The organism is uncultured Corynebacterium sp., assembly GCF_946998835.1.
Taxonomy (GTDB): domain Bacteria; phylum Actinomycetota; class Actinomycetes; order Mycobacteriales; family Mycobacteriaceae; genus Corynebacterium.
Genome location: NZ_CAMQAZ010000006.1, coordinates 15,823 through 31,784 on the forward strand (window position 1 = coordinate 15,823; position 15,962 = coordinate 31,784).

Genomic DNA, 15,962 nt, shown 5'->3' on the forward strand with positions numbered 1-15,962 from the left:
CCAAGGCTGATGACACTACTGCTGTAGCTCAGTCCTCAGCTCACTTAACTGAATAGACAGAGCAGAGACCTCGTTATCGTTACCGGTAGCGGGGTCTTTGTCGTGGGCGCGGGAGCCGTCGTCAAGCGTGTGCGGGGACCGTGGCGGGGGACTGGTGGAAGCGACCTCGCCTGGTGAGGTCTCGGGTGCTCGCGGAAGCGCGCGTGGACTCTTAGATATAAGGTGGGAAGGTAATAACCTGGTTTGCCCACCGCAATAATTGGAGTGTGTATGACTGACAATTCTGGCGCTTCCGAGAACAACAATTCATTCCGTAGTGCCCTGCATGATGAGCACGTGAGCCTCGGCGCAGAAATGCGCAACGTCGGTGGCTACGAAGTGCCGTTCCGCTACTCGTCGGAGATTGCGGAGCACAACGCGGTGCGAGAGGCCGTCGGCGTTTTCGATCTGTCTCTGATGGGAATCATTCGCGTCACCGGTGAGGATGCGGCGTCGTTCCTCGCGCACACCCTGATTTCGGCTATCAAGCCGCTGGCGCTTGGCCGTGCGAAGTACACCATGATTGTGCAGGAAGACGGCGGCATTATTGATGACCTCATCATCTACCGTCTCGGCAGCCACGAATTCATGCTGGTGCAGAACGCCGCAGCCGTTGAAGATGTGTACTCGACTCTGCTCGAGCGCATCGGCGGCTACAACGTCGAAGTCGAGCGCATGAATGACAAGAATGCACTCCTGGCTATCCAGGGGCCAAAGGCTGCGAAGCTCCTGCGTCGTCTGCTGCCGCAGGACCTGCACGCGACTCTTGACGGCTTGAACTACTACTCTTGCACCCTTCTTGAGGTCGCAGGCGTGGAGATGATTGTCGCTCGCACTGGTTACACAGGTGAGGACGGCTTCGAGATCTTCCCGCCGGCTAATCGTGCGGTCGACGTCTGGCGTGCCATCATCGCAGCCGGTGGCAAGGTGGAAAATCCAGAGGATCCGGCCGACGATGGCGCTGACCTCGGCCTGCTGCCATGTGGTCTGGCCTGCCGTGACACCCTGCGCCTCGAGGCCGGTATGCCGCTCTACGGCTACGAGCTGACTCGCGACCGCACTCCGCTGGAGGCCGGCCTGCAGTCCATCATGGGTCCGACCAAGGGCCACTTCATCGGCCGTAATGCCCTGGTTAACCGTCCGCAGTCCAAGGACCTGCTGGTTGGCCTGCGCTTTTCCGGTGATGAAGCGCCGACGCGTGGCACCAAGCTCATTGATGCGGAAGGCAATGAGGTCGGTGTGCTGACCTCCACTAAGGTGTCGCCGACTCTCGGTCAGCCGATTGGCTTCGCGTATGTTCAGCGTTGGCAGTCCGCCACTGGCACCGAGTTCACGGTCGAGGGCACGGACATTACCGCCACCGTCGTGCCGACGCCGTTCTACAACCGCCGTCACCGCAAGTAGCGTTTAGGCAGCATAACCCCTGGCAGGCGCTAGTTTTCCTTAGCTGGCGTTGCGCCAGGGTGCGGTTCCATCGGTTCGACGGACGTCATCGGGGCCGTCGGAGTTGTCGATGTAGTGGGCGTTGAAGTCTCGTCCGTCCCGGTTGACTCTGTAGCGTTCGTGCTCGGTGTCGTCGTCGCAGAGTCCTGCGGGTAGATTTCAGATGGCATCGTCGTAGTGGAGATCCACAGTTGGTCCGACGGCGGGTTCGCAGAAGGTCGCTGTAGCACCGTCCACACTTCCTGTTCACCAACCGGTGCGCATTCAAGGTTCTGGCCGTTGGCGCTCATGCGCACCGCTCCGGTCTGGTTCGGGCACGGCTGTCCAATCCGAGGCGTGCCACCTTCCCGAACCTTCGGCCCCGCCGTCGTCGGCGAGCTAGTTGAGGTCGCCGTAGTACGTGAGCTTGACGACGAGGTTTGCGTCGTAGCAACCTCCACGTGCTCATTGTTGCCACAGCTCGTAGCTGTGGCTGCGAAGGTGAGGAGGCTACAGGCCAGCGCCAGGTGCCGTCGATTCTTGCTCCGACGGGCAGTGAGGTGAGGGTGCTGTACGGCTGACAGCTGAGTTCGCGTATTCACATCCATCTCACTTTCTGAGCTTCTCGAGCCTGCTTTTCGTGGTTTGTTTTCGGATTTATGGGTAGCGGGTCTCCTGAAAAACCACTGGTAGGTGCCAGCTGTAGGTTTACTTGCCGGTTGCTGGCATGGAAATTGCTGGCACAGAATAAATAGGTTGATTCAAACGGCAACTATACAGTCGACTTTTCGATTTGCATACTAGTTGCTTCTAATCGTGGCAGAACGGATGCGCTAGGAATAGACAATTCGTCTGTGAAGCCATGAGTGGTTTTTGATAGCGTGTGCTCCATGAAACAGCGCATCCCGAATCGATTCTCCGTAAAGAGTAATGCGGATCTGTTCGCTCGGCGCAGCGGTGCGTGGATACTGGACTCGTTCCTTGTCGGAATCTTTGTTGCCATCATTGTGGCACTTGGAAAACTTGCGTGGGAAGCAGCCACGGCGAGTTGGGCGCTGCCGAGCCCGCCAGAGTTCAGAATTTTGTATGGTGCCATTTTCCCAGTTGTCTTTTTCTTTGTGCGCGTGGTTGAAGAGGCACGCGGTGAACAGACGTTTGGGAAAAGCGCATTTTTGCTACAGGTTGTTCCAGCGTGGAAAGTAGACTCTGGAGCGACTCCGTTCGAAGTAGCTCAGCCAGAGGGAACATCGGAGCTCGAGTCAGGAGACGATTCTTGGCGCGGAGGTTGGCAGGCGGCGGTACGTAATTGCTACCTATTGTTGATGATTTTCTTTCTTACGGATTTGGAGCCAATCGTTGAACTGTTTTTTGGTGTCCTGATGATTTGGGTTGCTGTTTGCCGCTGGCACCCATTCGACTGGTTGGCAGGAAAACGCGTCGTTGTTGAAAAAGGGCGTAGCGAGCGCTAGCGTGCGGGCAGATGTCAGGCCCTGGCTTTTTCCTCTTCGGCCTCAACCTCAGCGTTGAATTCTCGTTTAGAGGACTGCCACTGGTCTTCGGTCATACCGATACGCCAGTAGCCAGAAATGGAAACGTCTTTCTTCGGGATCTCAGATTCAACGAAGAGGAAGCGGCGCAGTTCCTTAATCATCTCGGCGACACCGTGGATGAACCAGCTAGTTTTCTTACCCTCTGGAATCCCCGCCTCGCGCACTGTGCGAGATAGCTCTGTGCCGTGGGTCGCTCCGTTGCGGAGAACCCAATGGATTTCCACGCCCTCGCGGGTTGGGAGCTCAAACTTGCGATCTTTGGCTTCGATTTCGATGTATGCGGCTGCAGTCGTGCCTTCTGGGAGGTGCTTCAAGCTGGCGCCGATGGCTGGTGCTGCGGACTCATCACCGGCGAGCACAAAGTGTTCATATTCTGCCGCAGGCCCCCATGCACCACCTGGCCCTAAGAAGCCAAGCTTGTCTCCGACTTCAGCTACGCGTGCCCAAGGTCCGGCCAGGCCGGAATCGCCGTGGGTGACGAAGTCGACGTCAAAGTCGCCGGTTTCGGAGTCCAGATTAATCAGAGTGTAGGTGCGGGTGATTGGCAGTTTATCTCGCGGTTGTTCGGCGCGAATTTGCGCAATATCGAACGGCCAGGAGTAATCAGCTTCCTCTGGCACAAACAGTAACTTGATGTAATGGTCGGTAAACTCCAGCTCCTTGCCCACAAACGCAGGCGAGTTCATGCTCAAACGAATTAGGTCTGGAGAGATCTGGCGACGTCCAGTAACTGTTGCCTCCTGTGCCTTACGGGGCTTACGCTTCGGTGCTGCCTTATCTAAATCAGCCATAGTTGTCACTGTCCTTCAACAAATCTTGGGCTGTTTTGTGCTGGCGGAAGTCTACACGTCATACGATTAGGTAAGCCTAACATAAAGGTGGTTGGGTGATTGGCTGATGATGCCTATCCCCGGTGTGCAGGGGTAGTGGGTTAAGTAGCAGAAAAGTGTGTCTGACTTTCAGCATTATTGCTGATTAGAATCGGACATCCTCAACTGCGGCAGTTCCACGACACGAAACCGCACCGACCGCACGCAGCTACTCCGCAAAATCGCTGAGCCGCTCTGCGTCGTCCTCGACGGCGGACAAGGCGCCTTGACTGCGATTAAAGCCTGCTGGCCGAACGCGATGATCCAACGCTGCCTCATCCACGCCCAACGCGTCATCCGCCGCTACACCACATCACGGCCCCGCACCGACGCCGGCAAAGCCATCTACGCCCTGGCTTTGAAACTGACCCGTATCACCACACTCGACCAGGCACGGGAGTGGACACTACGCCTGCACGACTTCGGAGTGGTCTACAAACGGTTCCTCAACGAAAAAACGCCCGTGCCAAAAGAGCGCCGCACACTCAACAACCAGTGGGAATGGACCCATCCGCGAGTCCGTAAGGCATACAACTCCCTGCTACACCTCTCACGGAAAGGATGGCTGTTTACCTACCTGCAGCCACCACCAGAAGCACTCGAACCAAAGCGCTGGGCTTCAACGGCAAACAGTCTGGAAGGCGGCGTCAACGCCGGGCTCAAACGCATCGCCGACGCGTATCGCGGCAGATTTGGGGAACGACAACGCAAGATGCTCGAGTGGTACCTGCACTCGAAAACGCAGCTGCCTGACGACCCATTAAAGATCGCCAGGCAGTGCAATTACGGACAAGATCAACTCGCCAAAGTCAACGATCTTGTCCCAGAAGACCACAACAAAGCCGACCACGAAACAGGACGACCAGCCTTCTACGACAACGCTATCCCAACCGAATACCAACACAACATAGGAATCCGGAAAGGGCCAATGAAGTAACAAACGGTGTGCTCGCCCCGCAACACGCCGAGCGGACACACTTTTGCTACTTAACCCTTAAAAAGGGATCAGCCGAGCTGCGTTAGGTTATCCCCGCCAAAAGACGGCGGAGATTAGTATCTTTGCTTTTGTTTAGGCTAGGTGGCGGTCAATGAAGTTGACGGAAGAAGAAATGCCGCCGCCTGGCCAGAAGTAAGTGCCGCCATGGATAGCAATAGCGACAGGCACGGCTGGAGCCTCAGCGAGAATCTTCATGAGGTCGTATTCGGTCGTAATTTCCTTGAGGCGTGGGTATATATCCGCAGGAATTCCGTCACGCTTCCACGCTGCACTGGATGTCAAATCGCGAGCGGCATAGCCGAAGTGCGGTGCGATGGTTTCAGTGTCGCAGAAACCATCACCGAAATTGCAGACCTCGAGGACGCGGTTACTTAAGGAGCCGTAGTTCAGCTGCGGAGACATCAGTGGCTTGGTGTTCGGTCGCGCCGAACCCCAGTGCTGAGCATTTGCGGAACGAGATGGATTGGCCATCAGTGCTGCAGAACCGAGACGATGTGCGGGAATCGGGCCACGACCGGCGGCGATATCCTCGACAATGTGCCCCATGGCATCAGCGCCTTCGCTGTATCCGTAAAGGTGGAAGACGGAATTTGGGCAGGCTGCTGCGCGTCGTGCAATAAGTGCGCGGCCCTGCCTGATGCCGTCAGCGCGGGACTCCTCGTAGGACAACATGCCTGTGGACCAGTTCGAGTTATAGGGAACCGTGCGCCCTTCAACTGTCAGCGGGTGGCGCATCTCCAGTGTCTTGCGGACTGGGATGGCGTTTACTCCCTGCGGAACGGTATCCGGAAGATTTGGCTGAGATTGTGATGAGCCTGGTGCAGTAACGACGATATTGGATTTGCAACCCCCTGCGGTGGGCTGCGCATCGGCTACCGGTGTTGGGATTGGAGCCAGGAGCATTGCGCCGATTGCGAGTGCTGTGGCACCGCCAAGACGGGATAGACGAGGCATAATACCCATAGTTGTCCTTTGGGGAAGTAGTCAAAGTTGGGGATTCCTCAGGTACATCAACGCGGGATAGTGTCCCAATCTAGGCGTTGAGATGCTGGTCTGAAGCGTGAACAGACTTTACCACGCTAATTGTAAAAATGAATGTTTAAAAATATGTGGATTGAGGGCGTGGGGGAGTGTTTATGGTTAACTAACCTTTACTAGTGTGAAAGTTGTTTACCTGAGGTAATGGGTGGTGCCCCCAGTTCTGTTATTTTTGTGAATTCGTGTGTTCTTTTTCGCGGTGTAGGTCACATTCATGTGTGCCTAAAAAGGGGGGGCGAGGCTTAAGACGGGGAGGGAATCCTCGCGTGAACCCACTACAAACGTCACTCCGCCCGAAGAGGCTCGTCTCATCGCGCAAAAACCGCGCCGAAACTCTTCGCATCTGCGCAAACTGATGGATAAAAGATGGACGCATACCAAAAACACCCCCAAGCCACCACAGCGCGCCCCAATAAAACCCCTGCTTAACTGCATAAAAAAGCGCCCCAGAGAGGAATCGAACCTCCGACACCGGCTTTAGTGCGCAGCTGGGCGTGTAATGCACTATAGGGGAATATAGTGTTATAAATAACCCGTAAATGCGCACCATATAACACTATATTACACTGCGTCACACTCCATAACACTAAAAAAGCGCTACAAAGTGATGGATAAATGATGTGCTCCACACACAAGGCATGTACTCACAACAGCTACCGCTCACTGTCATCCACTACCCCCGGAGGATTACGGGCCGTCGGAGCTAAATACGACGACCTCAATACCTGAGCCAACCCGTCTACATCTGGAGTCGGCGGCGAAGAATGACGATCAGACCTAGCCCACTCAACGAAATCCTTTAGCGCCTCTAACGCCTCACGGAGAGCCAACCGCAATGAGTGCGATCGGTCCTCCTCGGCAAGCAGCAAGGCCCGCGTTTCCTGCAAGGAACTTTCGACGTCCTCCAACCTCGATTCCAACTTGTCTATCCGCGCAGCCTGTCCCTTTATTAAATTCTCATTCAGAGTGACACGTGAATTTTCCTTAGTCCCCTTAAACGTCACCCAGCCAGTGATTGACGCAACAATAACGGCAGGGACAGCCACCAGAAGGGAATTGACGTCGATGTTCACAACTTCCTCCTACGGCTGGTGGCGGCCCGCAACCCACGCAGACACCATCGACGCCAGCGCAAGAAATAAATAGTTCTTCCCAGAAATCCAGCCGCGTGAGCCGTCCACTACAGAATCCATGAAGTAGCTCAGTGACCACATCGTCAATATCAATGTCACAGAAATGATTCCAGCAGCCCGCAACAAACCTCCGCAGCGGTTAACAGCCCTGTTCCCACTAGGGACGGCCGCTCCAACGAGCAGGAATACTGCTGCTACCATCCACGCGAATGCGAGGCTCTCAGCAGGCATGATTTCTTCAATCGGAGTCAGTGCGGAAATACTTTTCCCGACATACCCATAGGCGGTTACAGCCGAAAAAATACCCCACACGGCTGCAACTATGCGTGGCGTGAGAATCCGTTGAATCAACATGACCTCACCTTTCACGATTGCGAATCGTCTCGTAGCGCGGCATCAAGCGGCGTTCCTGTAGACGATGGGGTAGTAACAGGCGCAGGTGCGCGGTTAATGACTTCTCGCGTGTTCTTCTCAATCTCCTGCGTCAAGTCGGTGAGATACCGTGTGGCTTCTCGGATATTTGCGGCGTGGCCGGCGACGTCCTCAGCAGGCACCACGACAGGGGCGTTATCAGATGCTGGGCCAGTCTTAACCGTCGCGAGACCAGATGCAATGGCCGTTACGATTCCAGCGAGCTGGTCCAGGTAATGCCCCCATCCGTCGACTGTCTCTGCGTCAGACTTTCCTGTGACTACCAGGATGATGCCAGCGACGAAGCCGATAGCGTAGATGCTCCGCCGGATAAGCCATGCTTGGTTTGGGCTAATCATCGCTGCACTTCCTTGCGGTCGCGGGCAATCGCCTCGTTAACGACAGCGTCGTAGTCGATACCTTGCTTCTTCGCGATTTCCTTGAGGATGACGCGGAATTCCCAGAGGTATGCGTCGGTGAGTCTGATCATGTGTCCGACGGTGAGCCAGACCTTTGGGTTGATGATTGACTGGAGCTTTTCATTAAGCATTTCTCGTTCCTTCTCTGCCGGTGTTGGTGCTGGCGCAGGGGGAGTGGGCGTCACTGAGGTCATGCGCTCACGAGTTTTCGCGAGTACAACGTCCCACGGGAACCCGCCTGCTGTTTTCGGCACGCCAGTAGAACCGTCGTATCCGCCGGGGTCCCAGTGCGTGGAGCCGCCGTAGAATTTCGAACAGTCCCAATGCCCGCAAATACCGGTGACGCCGGACTGCGTCATCTGGGGTGGGGCGACGCGCTGCACCGCGATGTTATGGAACCGGCAGTAGTGGGCCAGAACGTCCGCGAGTTTTTGCAGCTGCTTTGCGCCCCAGGTCAGCCACTGTTGGCGGGTTTGGAACGCGGTGCCAGTCAGGCACACGTGGAAGGCCTGATCGTTGCCGATGCTGCCAACCGACCAGGTGCCGTACACGTCGTCGTTTTGGCGACAGGTGTCTCCGCTACGACCGATACCGACGTGGTAGGAGCCGCCGGAGATGTCACGGCGGCGGTTGTATTCAGCTAGTTGCTTTGCTGTCCAGGCGGTATCGCGGACTTGCCGGGTGGCGTAGTTGTAGCCGGACTCGTCGGTATGGATGACAATGAACCGGCGCTTGTGTCGGCTAATGCCGTTATCACGCCAGGTCAGCAAGTCGGTGTCGCACTTGAATTGCGCAGTTGGCTTTGGGGCGGGTTTCAGCGCGGGTGCTTCCGGTATCGCTACCGGGTCTGTAGTCGGTGCCCCGGCTGCTTGGTCTGGCCGTGGTGGATGCTGGCCCCAGTAGGTATGAAGCACCTGGTTAACGTCGACCTGTAGGCCTGTAGGTCCGGTAACGTTGTGCTTGGACTGTAGAAGAACCGCGTGCGGTGATACATGACCGTCGGACCAGCTGGTTGTCTGCCACTGCAGGAATTTTCCTTCGCCAGCAGACCCGATGACCCCGTCCTCGCGTGCCCAATCACAGACGCGACTGTGGCCGTAGATGCCGACGCGTTCCCGGCCTAGCACCTCACACGCGGCCTTGAAATAGTTGACCGCAACCGCGTTCCACTGCGCCAGTGTGATGTCGAAATCGACAGCGAAAAACACCGGGTATCCAGTGCGTTTAATCGCCTTGAGTTGCTTGTCGGCTGCTTTCGCGTCCTGCTTACCGCCCTTAAAACCACGCATACAGTCAGGGTTCGCTACACCCCCGTACTGCCACACAAACGCGGTGTCCAGCGCGTTCGCCTTGAAGTCCGCGACCTCATCAGCGGTGGCGGGTTTGCCCTTCATCCACTGCTCACGAGCTGGGGAAATATAGCGGATCGCACCAAGATGCCCAGCAGCACGAATCAACGCCGCGGGGATCGCCTGCGCTGAATAATCAAGAATCGTTGCCATGCTCCTGACACAACACGCCAGGGGTGACTATCTAGAGTATGATTCCCCAACCAACCTGCGACGATGTATTACCAGGCCGCGCCCCCCACCGCGCTGCTAACACCCCATCGGCAAGCGGTTGCGTATGCCACGCAACCGCGAGCACATCACCATTCATCGTGGCCCCATCACGGCCACCAACACCGATAGCCGTCGTCATATCAAAGTTCGGTCGCGCAGCAAACAATCCCGGTGAAATCGTGCCCGGGCGCGACAAAACACCATCCACCCACAGCGAAAAGGTGATGACGCCAAACCACCCGTACTCCGCACGGACAGCGATGTGATGCCATAGACCATCGTCCAACCGATTCGTCCCGTTGAGCGTCAGCCTGTAACCACCCTGTGCAGACGAGGCATAGAAACGCGGCGTCCCATCAGCAAGAACAGTCAACGACAGCTCGGTTTCACCATTGAGTCGCGACCACACCGGACGCGCACGGCCCCCCTTAGAGACACGTATCCAAGCCTCAACAGTGAAATCATCACCGGACAAGCTCGGCACCCCAGACACTGTCAGATAACCACTCGTCGAACGAACCGCGCGTTCAGTCCCCACAGCGACTGTCGTGACCATCCCAATGGAGGTAGCACTGCCACGAGTCGCATACGGGCCAGAATCATATGCCCCGACAAGCAGCGCCGCGGAACTCATCGCCTCGACCGTCATTTTATTTCTCCTCTAGGCGGAGCGAAACGAGAATCCCAGCGGCGTCAGTAGCCGCGACACGAAGAGCAATTGTGGACCCTGCGGCCTTCGCAAGACTTGTACGGAATGACTTTGACGCGCTACCCGCACTCAGCGTAAACGGCGTGCCGTCAATGGTGGCTTTCACCGGCAGGGAACCCGTCGACACTGCTGTGATATTGACCCGCGTAATCACCGAATCCACATCAACCATGACCAGAGGAGCTGAAATAGTGTCACTAGGAGCCTCCATGACCGTGAAGTCATGCGAAATCGCCACCGGTTTACGGTCCGCGGTTTTTGCATACGCATCCAGGATTGCCGTTAGCTCTTGTGCAGTGACGAGTGAAGAAATCGCGCCGATCGCCTGGAGGTCACTGATTGTCTGACGGATTTCCTGGGAGAGATCGATGGTCACATCGCGTTCAAGAGTGCCGCCTCCCGTCAACCCGTGGCCTGCGATTATCCTACGTGTCATGGGGATGTTCTCGTCGATTCCTTGCAAATCACGAAGCCGCTGGATCATCTCCAGAACAATCTCAGATTCACGATTATCTAATTCACCGGACATGAAAACCTCCTAGGTCTAGGTCGGATATTTGATGTACCCGGTCAGTGATGACCCGAATGCATCCCATTTGAAATCGGGGTTCGCCGGAACTCCGGTATGGTCTCTCTTCCCGTCCTGAATACGCATTGGCTTCATGATGGAGGTATTCCCATGCTCAGGTGCCCAGAACACAATCTCCGAGGCCCCCTCTTTGATGGCTGGTTGAACCTGCATATAGATGCCCGGGACCGCCCCCTGGAGCCACAATGAGGCGTTGCCGTAGTACTCCTTGCACGCAAAGAAATTAGGTCGGAAAGGAAGATTTGTGATACGCAGCGGCCCTCCGCCAGAACTAGGGTTCGTTCCCCAAACAATTCGGAAAAATAGCTCACAAAAACCTCTGTCCCAGCGGTATCGGTAGATTTGCTGGCCCCCAGCACCTAGGTTAATGGAGCCGTTATCACGGATACGGCAGGAGCCGGTCGACCATAAAGGATGTTCGTAATCTTTTCCGGGTGGGCCTACCGGCCCCTGCGGCCCCATCGGGCCACGCGGCCCCGCCTCCCCAGGGTCGCCCTTCGGGATACGGAGATTCAGCACCGGCGCGGCGGAGGAACCGGTGATAGTCGCGTCCGCCCTGGAATCGGCCTGCACAGAACCAATAGTGAAATGCGGGGTTACACCGTCCGCCCCAGCAGCACCAGTCGGACCAGCAGCACCAGTCGGACCAGCCGGGCCGGTATCACCCTTCGGTAGCACCAGGTTCAGCGAGTACAGCCCCGATTGGTTCGTCAGCGTAGCCGAAGGGTTCTCGCCCTTGGATACAACACCTATTTTCAACTGTGGGGACACGCCCGCCGGTCCAGCGTCTCCAGGCTCACCCTTCGGCCCTGCGTCACCCTGCGGTCCCTGCGGACCTTGCGGCCCCGCCTGCCCAGGTTGCCCCGGTTCCCCTCTATCCCCCTTGGGTCCAGGGTCGCCCTTCTCCCCCGGGGCACCCTTCGGGCCGTGCGGTCCACGAATCAGGCCGACATCTACCCACTCCGTGCCAGCCCACACATGCAAATGACCATCGACGATGTAACCATCACCCCGCGCCGCGCCTGAAGGCAATTCGCCAGTCGTCTGTACGGTGCCCTGAATATTCACCGAGGTGCCGTCCTTACCCGGCTCACCAGTATCACCCTTCGGCCCCGGCACACCCTGCGGCCCCGGGTCGCCGGTAGCGCCCCGCGCACCAGTCGCCCCTTGCGGCCCCGGCACACCCTGCAAACCACGCGGGCCTTCCGGCCCCTGCTCCCCACGCAGAGACTCAAGCCACTGTGTAGGGGTGCCTACAAACCCGTCTTCAACAGCGATTTGGTAAGCGGATTTACCGGCGTTTCCCGCTGTCCGTTTTGCTTCTTCCGCCGCGTCTAACGCAATCTTCGCCGCCGCCGATGCGATACCGTTGTAGCCAATCAGCTGGTCTTTCAGCAACTCAATACCGGCTTCAAGTTTCACCACAGCCGTGTCGGCAAGCTCGCGCGTGTTGTCGCGCAGATTCACAGCCTCGGTGAGAATCGTTGACAGCTCTGGCCATTCAACACTGAGTTCACGCGTCGACGCTAAATCGACGCCAACGATCATTGTCAGCGTTGTTTCTGTCGCGCGGAGCCCAAAAATCCGCTCACCCGGAAGTGTCGTCGCAGCGCGCTCAATCAGATTCCAGACCTCGGCCATGGTGGGGAAGTACTCGCTGGCAGCTGGTTCTTCCACTAGCCCTACAATGTCGACGAAGTTGCGGACAACGAAATCTGCCCAGAAATCACTCCATCGGATAACCATCGTCTCACCACGGCGGAGATAGGTCGTGGAGATAAGTCCGCGAATCCGGACAGTCTCACCGACCTTAGGCAGATGATAATAGTCGCTGATTTTCGGTGTGTTTTGAATATTCGGGCTGGTCACAATGCGCCCCCTAGATAGATTCGTTGAGTGTTCTACCTGGCAGGTTATGGGCTGCGGGTGCTATACCGGCTGGGGGAAAGCCCTTAATTGGATCGTGTTAGAGAAGATTTGCATCTCCGCAATGTACCCAGTGATGGTTGAAGGCATCCACCAATCGTGAGCTGTGATTAGAGATGCTCGGAACCGGACATCGAGAGATTGTCCTGCCCCTACACGAATCGGGTCGAGAGTCAGCGTTGACTCTGGCTGTGATGCCCGATAGTGAGCCTGGTTTGGTTTGCCATCAGTGAATCCAGTCCAGATTCCGCCGCCCCATTCCGTGTTCCACACCTTCGTGGGGTCAGGGTCTGCAGCCATGACATTCTTGGGCGAGTCGTAGCCAACCGCGGTGGTATATCGTTCTCGGATGAACGCAAAATTTGGGGCAGACAGCACCATTGTGCGACGCTGACGCTGGATCTGGACCTCAACGTCCACGGGGATACCGTAGTCGTTCTTCCAGTGGACACGCTGGTCAATCATAGTTTTCATCGAATGCGACACATTGTCCCACTCCTCAGGCGGGAACACCCGATTCGGCATCGCCGCCTGAAACGGCCCATCGCCGGTGGACTCGACGCGGGAACGCGCGACAATCCGGCTAAACGCAGTTCGGTCAAGCCCGAGAATGCCGCCGTTGGTTGTGAACTGCGAGGTGGTGCATTGGGTAGCCATTACTCGGTCTCCATTCCCTTGTGAATCTCATCGGCGTTAGCGATGATTCTGCGCCGACCCGTAGGGATGTGGTCGGCTACTAGGTCACCGGTGTGCTCGGACACGTGGATGGACCATGTGCCGAGGATTACCTGGCGTGGGTGCTCTAAGCGGCGCAAGCGACGGTCAACGTCGCGTGCCCACTCTGCGTCGCTGTGAGGAGTCTTGCCAAGGGTCATGCTGGTGGCCTTCCGACTTCTTCGGTTTCTTGCTTTTCGCCGGAACCAGCGCCGGAGAAGTTCTTTGATGCGAGTTCCTTTTCCCAGGGGGAGCGCATGTCGATTTTCGCCGGGTCCGGCATACTTGTCACCTCATTTGTGACCTTCGTCTCAGTTAGGGTGACTTTAATCTGTTCTCCCTTATCCCCAACTCGGACCTTCACCGACTTAATTGCCATCACCGACGCCACATTCACGCCAGTCACCGTAGACGCCACCGGCACCTTCACCCCAGGGACAAGCTCATCAACCTGCACCGGAGCCGTTGGCAACAGCTGTGAATCGCCAGGGATTACCAGACGCCGTGGCGTGACGGCAGACTCCTTCACTCGCCGCTCCGCCTGCTGCTGGCACTCCTCCTCACGGACAGCACCGTCAGCTTTTTCAATCGACTGCACCAATCCCAACGGGGAGTCCTCCCGGAACTGCCCCCATACGCCCTTGCCCTTGACATGGCAGTCGGTGACGACATCTGAGCCGTCCTTAATCACAGTGAACTCGCCCGAGAGATCCTTATCTGACAATTGCGCCGTCGTGTACTGCCCCGGCAGCGGGCCAATAATCAATGTGCCGGCATTAATCGTCCATACAAGTCCTTGCTCAACTAGGTCATCGATAACCTCATCGACCATGCACTCGGCAGGAGTGTACGCCGCGTTAACCCAGATGCGGGACTCGTAGGTGACCATGTTTTCGACCATGGAGCAGGCATCTGCGAAGCCGCATGAATCCTCCACGTGAGTCCGCATGATTTGTGTCGCATCATGCTGCTGCCAGAGTCGGTGCAGGGGCACGCGGCGGTGCTTGAAGAACTTCGCGCCGTCAGCGGCCTCAACTTCGACTATTCCTGCTTTCGCTGTTGTTGAAATGACGATGCCGAACCATACCAGTTCGCCGTTGCGGTAGATTCCCATTGTGTGAGCCCACGGCTCGAGCCCATTAATCACTGCGTCCGGCGCGGCGATCGTTACTGACGCCTTCGACATTTCATTGAGCTCACGCGCCCAGTCCACATCAATCAATGCGCCTTCGGGGGACTGCCAGAACATACGCTCGGCATGCCAGTCACCAAAAACAACCGCATAATCACCACTGCCCAGCATTATGCTCTCCTCGTCACAGCATCAACATCAACCTTCATGCCTGAGTGCACGGTCCGTTCGACATCAATCAGCAAGGTGTATTCGCGACCGCATCGAAGCACAGGGGGCCGCCATGGACCGCCGAAACGACCGGTCACGAGATGGGACGCGTCCAATGACAAACCATCGGAAGTCACGGCTGTCGCCAGGCCTGTTACCGCGTCCAGGGTGAGACGAGCTCCGGCGGGGATATATCCAATCATGGCTTCGCCAACCGTGGAGCAGGCGATACTCTGCTCTGCGTCCGGTGGTCCCTCCACCCACTGGATACGAACATTGCGCTCTTCCTGCGGGCCAGTACGAATCGTGACTGTCGGCATCGCTTCGCCCCACTGGGGTAGGCGTCCGGCTTCCAGCACCCATGTGAGCCTGCGGGTTTCGAACGTGGTGCAGCCTGCGACAACGGCGGGAGTCACAGGGCGAGGGATCGACACCGCAGGTTTCGCTAGAGGGTCAGTGAGCACTGTTTTCTGGGTCGAGCAAATTGATGGGCACGAACCGTCCGACCCAGCGTTTTCAAACCTCACAGTGTCGTTAACACCCCAGATTGGCTGCAAATCGCTCACAAGTCGGGTCGGTAGTGACCACACCCACGGCACAGCAGCTGTGAGCTCAAATGACACACGTGTCATCGTGGCCTGACGGTTCTCTGCGGACCACACTCCAAACCGCTCGTCAACCTTTAGCGGCTCAGTTAGCGCAACCTGTGACATCATCCTCGACTCTGCGTTACCAAGCTTCGCGACATTCTCCGCAGTCAGACTGCCATCGGTTTTCGGGGCAGACTGCAAGAACAAAAGTTGACGGGCCTTCTCCACGTCGCCACACAAATCGTTGCGGAGAACACCTGCGAGCCACCCTAAGCCATACTCGAGCCCAGCCGGAGTGCCGCCGATTACCAGTGCCTCAATCGCCATCTTCCGTGGCGGGGTACGAGTCACGCCGAACCCGCCACCGATGCGCGTGGCGTGAATAACATCGCGGTCTAGCGGCGCAGAATCAGCGCCGTCAATCGACATGATCCACACCCCGGCGAACTCAGCCGACGCCGGGTCGCGGGGGTCATACCATGGGCAATCTGCATCCTCCCATGGCGACAGGTAGTCAGTGGCGCGCCCCTGCCACCTCCATAGATCGTCCCACCCGTCGTTTGTCACGATTTCCGCAGTGCCGTTGCGGACTCCTCGGAGCATGTATCGCACGCATCGGGAGGTGTTAGCTATCTCGGTTTGTCCGAGCTGC

The 15,962-nt window shown here is 57.1% G+C and carries 15 protein-coding genes and 1 pseudogene; 3 read left to right on the forward strand and 13 right to left on the reverse strand.

The genetic code is table 11. From position 1 onward, the window contains the following. Positions 1-270: 270 nt before the first annotated feature. Positions 271-1,443 carry a glycine cleavage system aminomethyltransferase GcvT gene (gcvT, locus tag Q0U90_RS03090; RefSeq protein ID WP_297451630.1) on the forward strand — a complete coding sequence of 391 codons (1,173 nt, stop codon included), beginning with the start codon at positions 271-273 and terminating at the stop codon, positions 1,441-1,443. Positions 1,444-1,472: 29 nt separating this feature from the next. Here gcvT and Q0U90_RS03095 read toward each other — a convergent pair whose 3' ends face one another. Then, a complete protein-coding gene (locus Q0U90_RS03095; RefSeq protein ID WP_297451632.1) occupies positions 1,473-2,069 on the reverse strand; it encodes a hypothetical protein in 597 nt (198 codons plus the stop codon). Positions 2,070-2,351: 282 nt separating this feature from the next. Here Q0U90_RS03095 and Q0U90_RS03100 point away from each other — a divergent pair, with 282 nt between their 5' ends. Then, positions 2,352-2,930: an RDD family protein gene (locus Q0U90_RS03100; RefSeq protein ID WP_297451634.1), complete on the forward strand. Its 579-nt coding sequence runs from the start codon at positions 2,352-2,354 to the stop codon at positions 2,928-2,930. A gap of 14 nt (positions 2,931-2,944) precedes the next feature. On the opposite strand, the gene Q0U90_RS03105 is transcribed toward Q0U90_RS03100, so the two are convergent. Beyond that, positions 2,945-3,802, reverse strand: a complete 858-nt coding sequence (locus Q0U90_RS03105; protein ID WP_297451636.1) for a siderophore-interacting protein — start codon at positions 3,800-3,802, stop codon at positions 2,945-2,947. Positions 3,803-4,046: 244 nt separating this feature from the next. Between Q0U90_RS03105 and Q0U90_RS03110 the strand changes: the two are divergent. Then, positions 4,047-4,817: pseudogene (locus Q0U90_RS03110) on the forward strand (IS1249 family transposase); the annotation flags it as partial. 132 nt (positions 4,818-4,949) lie between these two features. Here Q0U90_RS03110 and Q0U90_RS03115 read toward each other — a convergent pair. From Q0U90_RS03115 to Q0U90_RS03165, 11 genes are all read right to left on the reverse strand, one after another. Further along, positions 4,950-5,831 (reverse strand): cutinase family protein, encoded by an 882-nt coding sequence (locus tag Q0U90_RS03115; RefSeq protein WP_297451639.1) that lies wholly within the window; start codon positions 5,829-5,831, stop codon positions 4,950-4,952. Between the two features lie 1,166 nt (positions 5,832-6,997). Further along, positions 6,998-7,402 carry a hypothetical protein gene (locus Q0U90_RS03120; protein ID WP_297451641.1) on the reverse strand — a complete coding sequence of 135 codons (405 nt, stop codon included), beginning with the start codon at positions 7,400-7,402 and terminating at the stop codon, positions 6,998-7,000. An 11-nt stretch (positions 7,403-7,413) separates the two neighbouring features. Then, a complete protein-coding gene (locus Q0U90_RS03125) occupies positions 7,414-7,818 on the reverse strand; it encodes a hypothetical protein (protein ID WP_297451643.1) in 405 nt (134 codons plus the stop codon). Beyond that, on the reverse strand, positions 7,815-9,380 hold the full coding sequence (locus Q0U90_RS03130; protein ID WP_297451644.1) for a glycoside hydrolase domain-containing protein: 1,566 nt from the start codon (positions 9,378-9,380) through the stop codon (positions 7,815-7,817). Before Q0U90_RS03130 ends, Q0U90_RS03125 begins: the two co-directional genes overlap by 4 nt. 31 nt (positions 9,381-9,411) lie before the next feature. Beyond that, complete coding sequence (locus Q0U90_RS03135; RefSeq protein WP_297451646.1) at positions 9,412-10,089, reverse strand: LamG domain-containing protein; 678 nt, start codon at positions 10,087-10,089, stop codon at positions 9,412-9,414. Between the two features lies 1 nt (position 10,090). Further along, the gene (locus Q0U90_RS03140; protein ID WP_297451648.1) at positions 10,091-10,678 is read right to left on the reverse strand and encodes a hypothetical protein; all 588 of its coding nucleotides are present in this window, start codon (positions 10,676-10,678) and stop codon (positions 10,091-10,093) included. A gap of 15 nt (positions 10,679-10,693) precedes the next feature. Beyond that, positions 10,694-12,607, reverse strand: a complete 1,914-nt coding sequence (locus tag Q0U90_RS03145) for a hypothetical protein (protein WP_297451650.1) — start codon at positions 12,605-12,607, stop codon at positions 10,694-10,696. A gap of 60 nt (positions 12,608-12,667) precedes the next feature. Next, positions 12,668-13,321, reverse strand: a complete 654-nt coding sequence (locus Q0U90_RS03150; RefSeq protein ID WP_297451652.1) for a hypothetical protein — start codon at positions 13,319-13,321, stop codon at positions 12,668-12,670. Continuing rightward, positions 13,321-13,539 (reverse strand): hypothetical protein, encoded by a 219-nt coding sequence (locus Q0U90_RS03155; protein WP_297451654.1) that lies wholly within the window; start codon positions 13,537-13,539, stop codon positions 13,321-13,323. The genes Q0U90_RS03150 and Q0U90_RS03155 overlap by 1 nt, the downstream gene beginning before the upstream one ends. Next, positions 13,536-14,681: a hypothetical protein gene (locus Q0U90_RS03160; RefSeq protein ID WP_297451656.1), complete on the reverse strand. Its 1,146-nt coding sequence runs from the start codon at positions 14,679-14,681 to the stop codon at positions 13,536-13,538. Before Q0U90_RS03160 ends, Q0U90_RS03155 begins: the two co-directional genes overlap by 4 nt. Then, the gene (locus Q0U90_RS03165) at positions 14,681-15,913 is read right to left on the reverse strand and encodes a hypothetical protein (protein WP_297451659.1); all 1,233 of its coding nucleotides are present in this window, start codon (positions 15,911-15,913) and stop codon (positions 14,681-14,683) included. The genes Q0U90_RS03160 and Q0U90_RS03165 overlap by 1 nt, the downstream gene beginning before the upstream one ends. Positions 15,914-15,962 lie beyond the last annotated feature (49 nt).

What these genes read in the sequence shown, in the direction of transcription:
- gcvT (WP_297451630.1), top strand. Translation starts at nt 271, where the DNA reads ATGACTGACAATTCTGGCGCTTCCGAGAACAACAATTCATTCCGTAGT.
- Q0U90_RS03160 (WP_297451656.1), bottom strand. Translation starts at nt 14,681, where the DNA reads ATGCTGGGCAGTGGTGATTATGCGGTTGTTTTTGGTGACTGGCATGCC.
- Q0U90_RS03135 (WP_297451646.1), bottom strand. Translation starts at nt 10,089, where the DNA reads ATGACGGTCGAGGCGATGAGTTCCGCGGCGCTGCTTGTCGGGGCATAT.
- Q0U90_RS03130 (WP_297451644.1), bottom strand. Translation starts at nt 9,380, where the DNA reads ATGGCAACGATTCTTGATTATTCAGCGCAGGCGATCCCCGCGGCGTTG.
- Q0U90_RS03095 (WP_297451632.1), bottom strand. Translation starts at nt 2,069, where the DNA reads ATGGATGTGAATACGCGAACTCAGCTGTCAGCCGTACAGCACCCTCAC.
- Q0U90_RS03150 (WP_297451652.1), bottom strand. Translation starts at nt 13,321, where the DNA reads ATGGCTACCCAATGCACCACCTCGCAGTTCACAACCAACGGCGGCATT.
- Q0U90_RS03105 (WP_297451636.1), bottom strand. Translation starts at nt 3,802, where the DNA reads ATGGCTGATTTAGATAAGGCAGCACCGAAGCGTAAGCCCCGTAAGGCA.
- Q0U90_RS03155 (WP_297451654.1), bottom strand. Translation starts at nt 13,539, where the DNA reads ATGACCCTTGGCAAGACTCCTCACAGCGACGCAGAGTGGGCACGCGAC.
- Q0U90_RS03115 (WP_297451639.1), bottom strand. Translation starts at nt 5,831, where the DNA reads ATGCCTCGTCTATCCCGTCTTGGCGGTGCCACAGCACTCGCAATCGGC.
- Q0U90_RS03140 (WP_297451648.1), bottom strand. Translation starts at nt 10,678, where the DNA reads ATGTCCGGTGAATTAGATAATCGTGAATCTGAGATTGTTCTGGAGATG.
- Q0U90_RS03120 (WP_297451641.1), bottom strand. Translation starts at nt 7,402, where the DNA reads ATGTTGATTCAACGGATTCTCACGCCACGCATAGTTGCAGCCGTGTGG.
- Q0U90_RS03165 (WP_297451659.1), bottom strand. Translation starts at nt 15,913, where the DNA reads ATGCTCCGAGGAGTCCGCAACGGCACTGCGGAAATCGTGACAAACGAC.
- Q0U90_RS03100 (WP_297451634.1), top strand. Translation starts at nt 2,352, where the DNA reads ATGAAACAGCGCATCCCGAATCGATTCTCCGTAAAGAGTAATGCGGAT.
- Q0U90_RS03125 (WP_297451643.1), bottom strand. Translation starts at nt 7,818, where the DNA reads ATGATTAGCCCAAACCAAGCATGGCTTATCCGGCGGAGCATCTACGCT.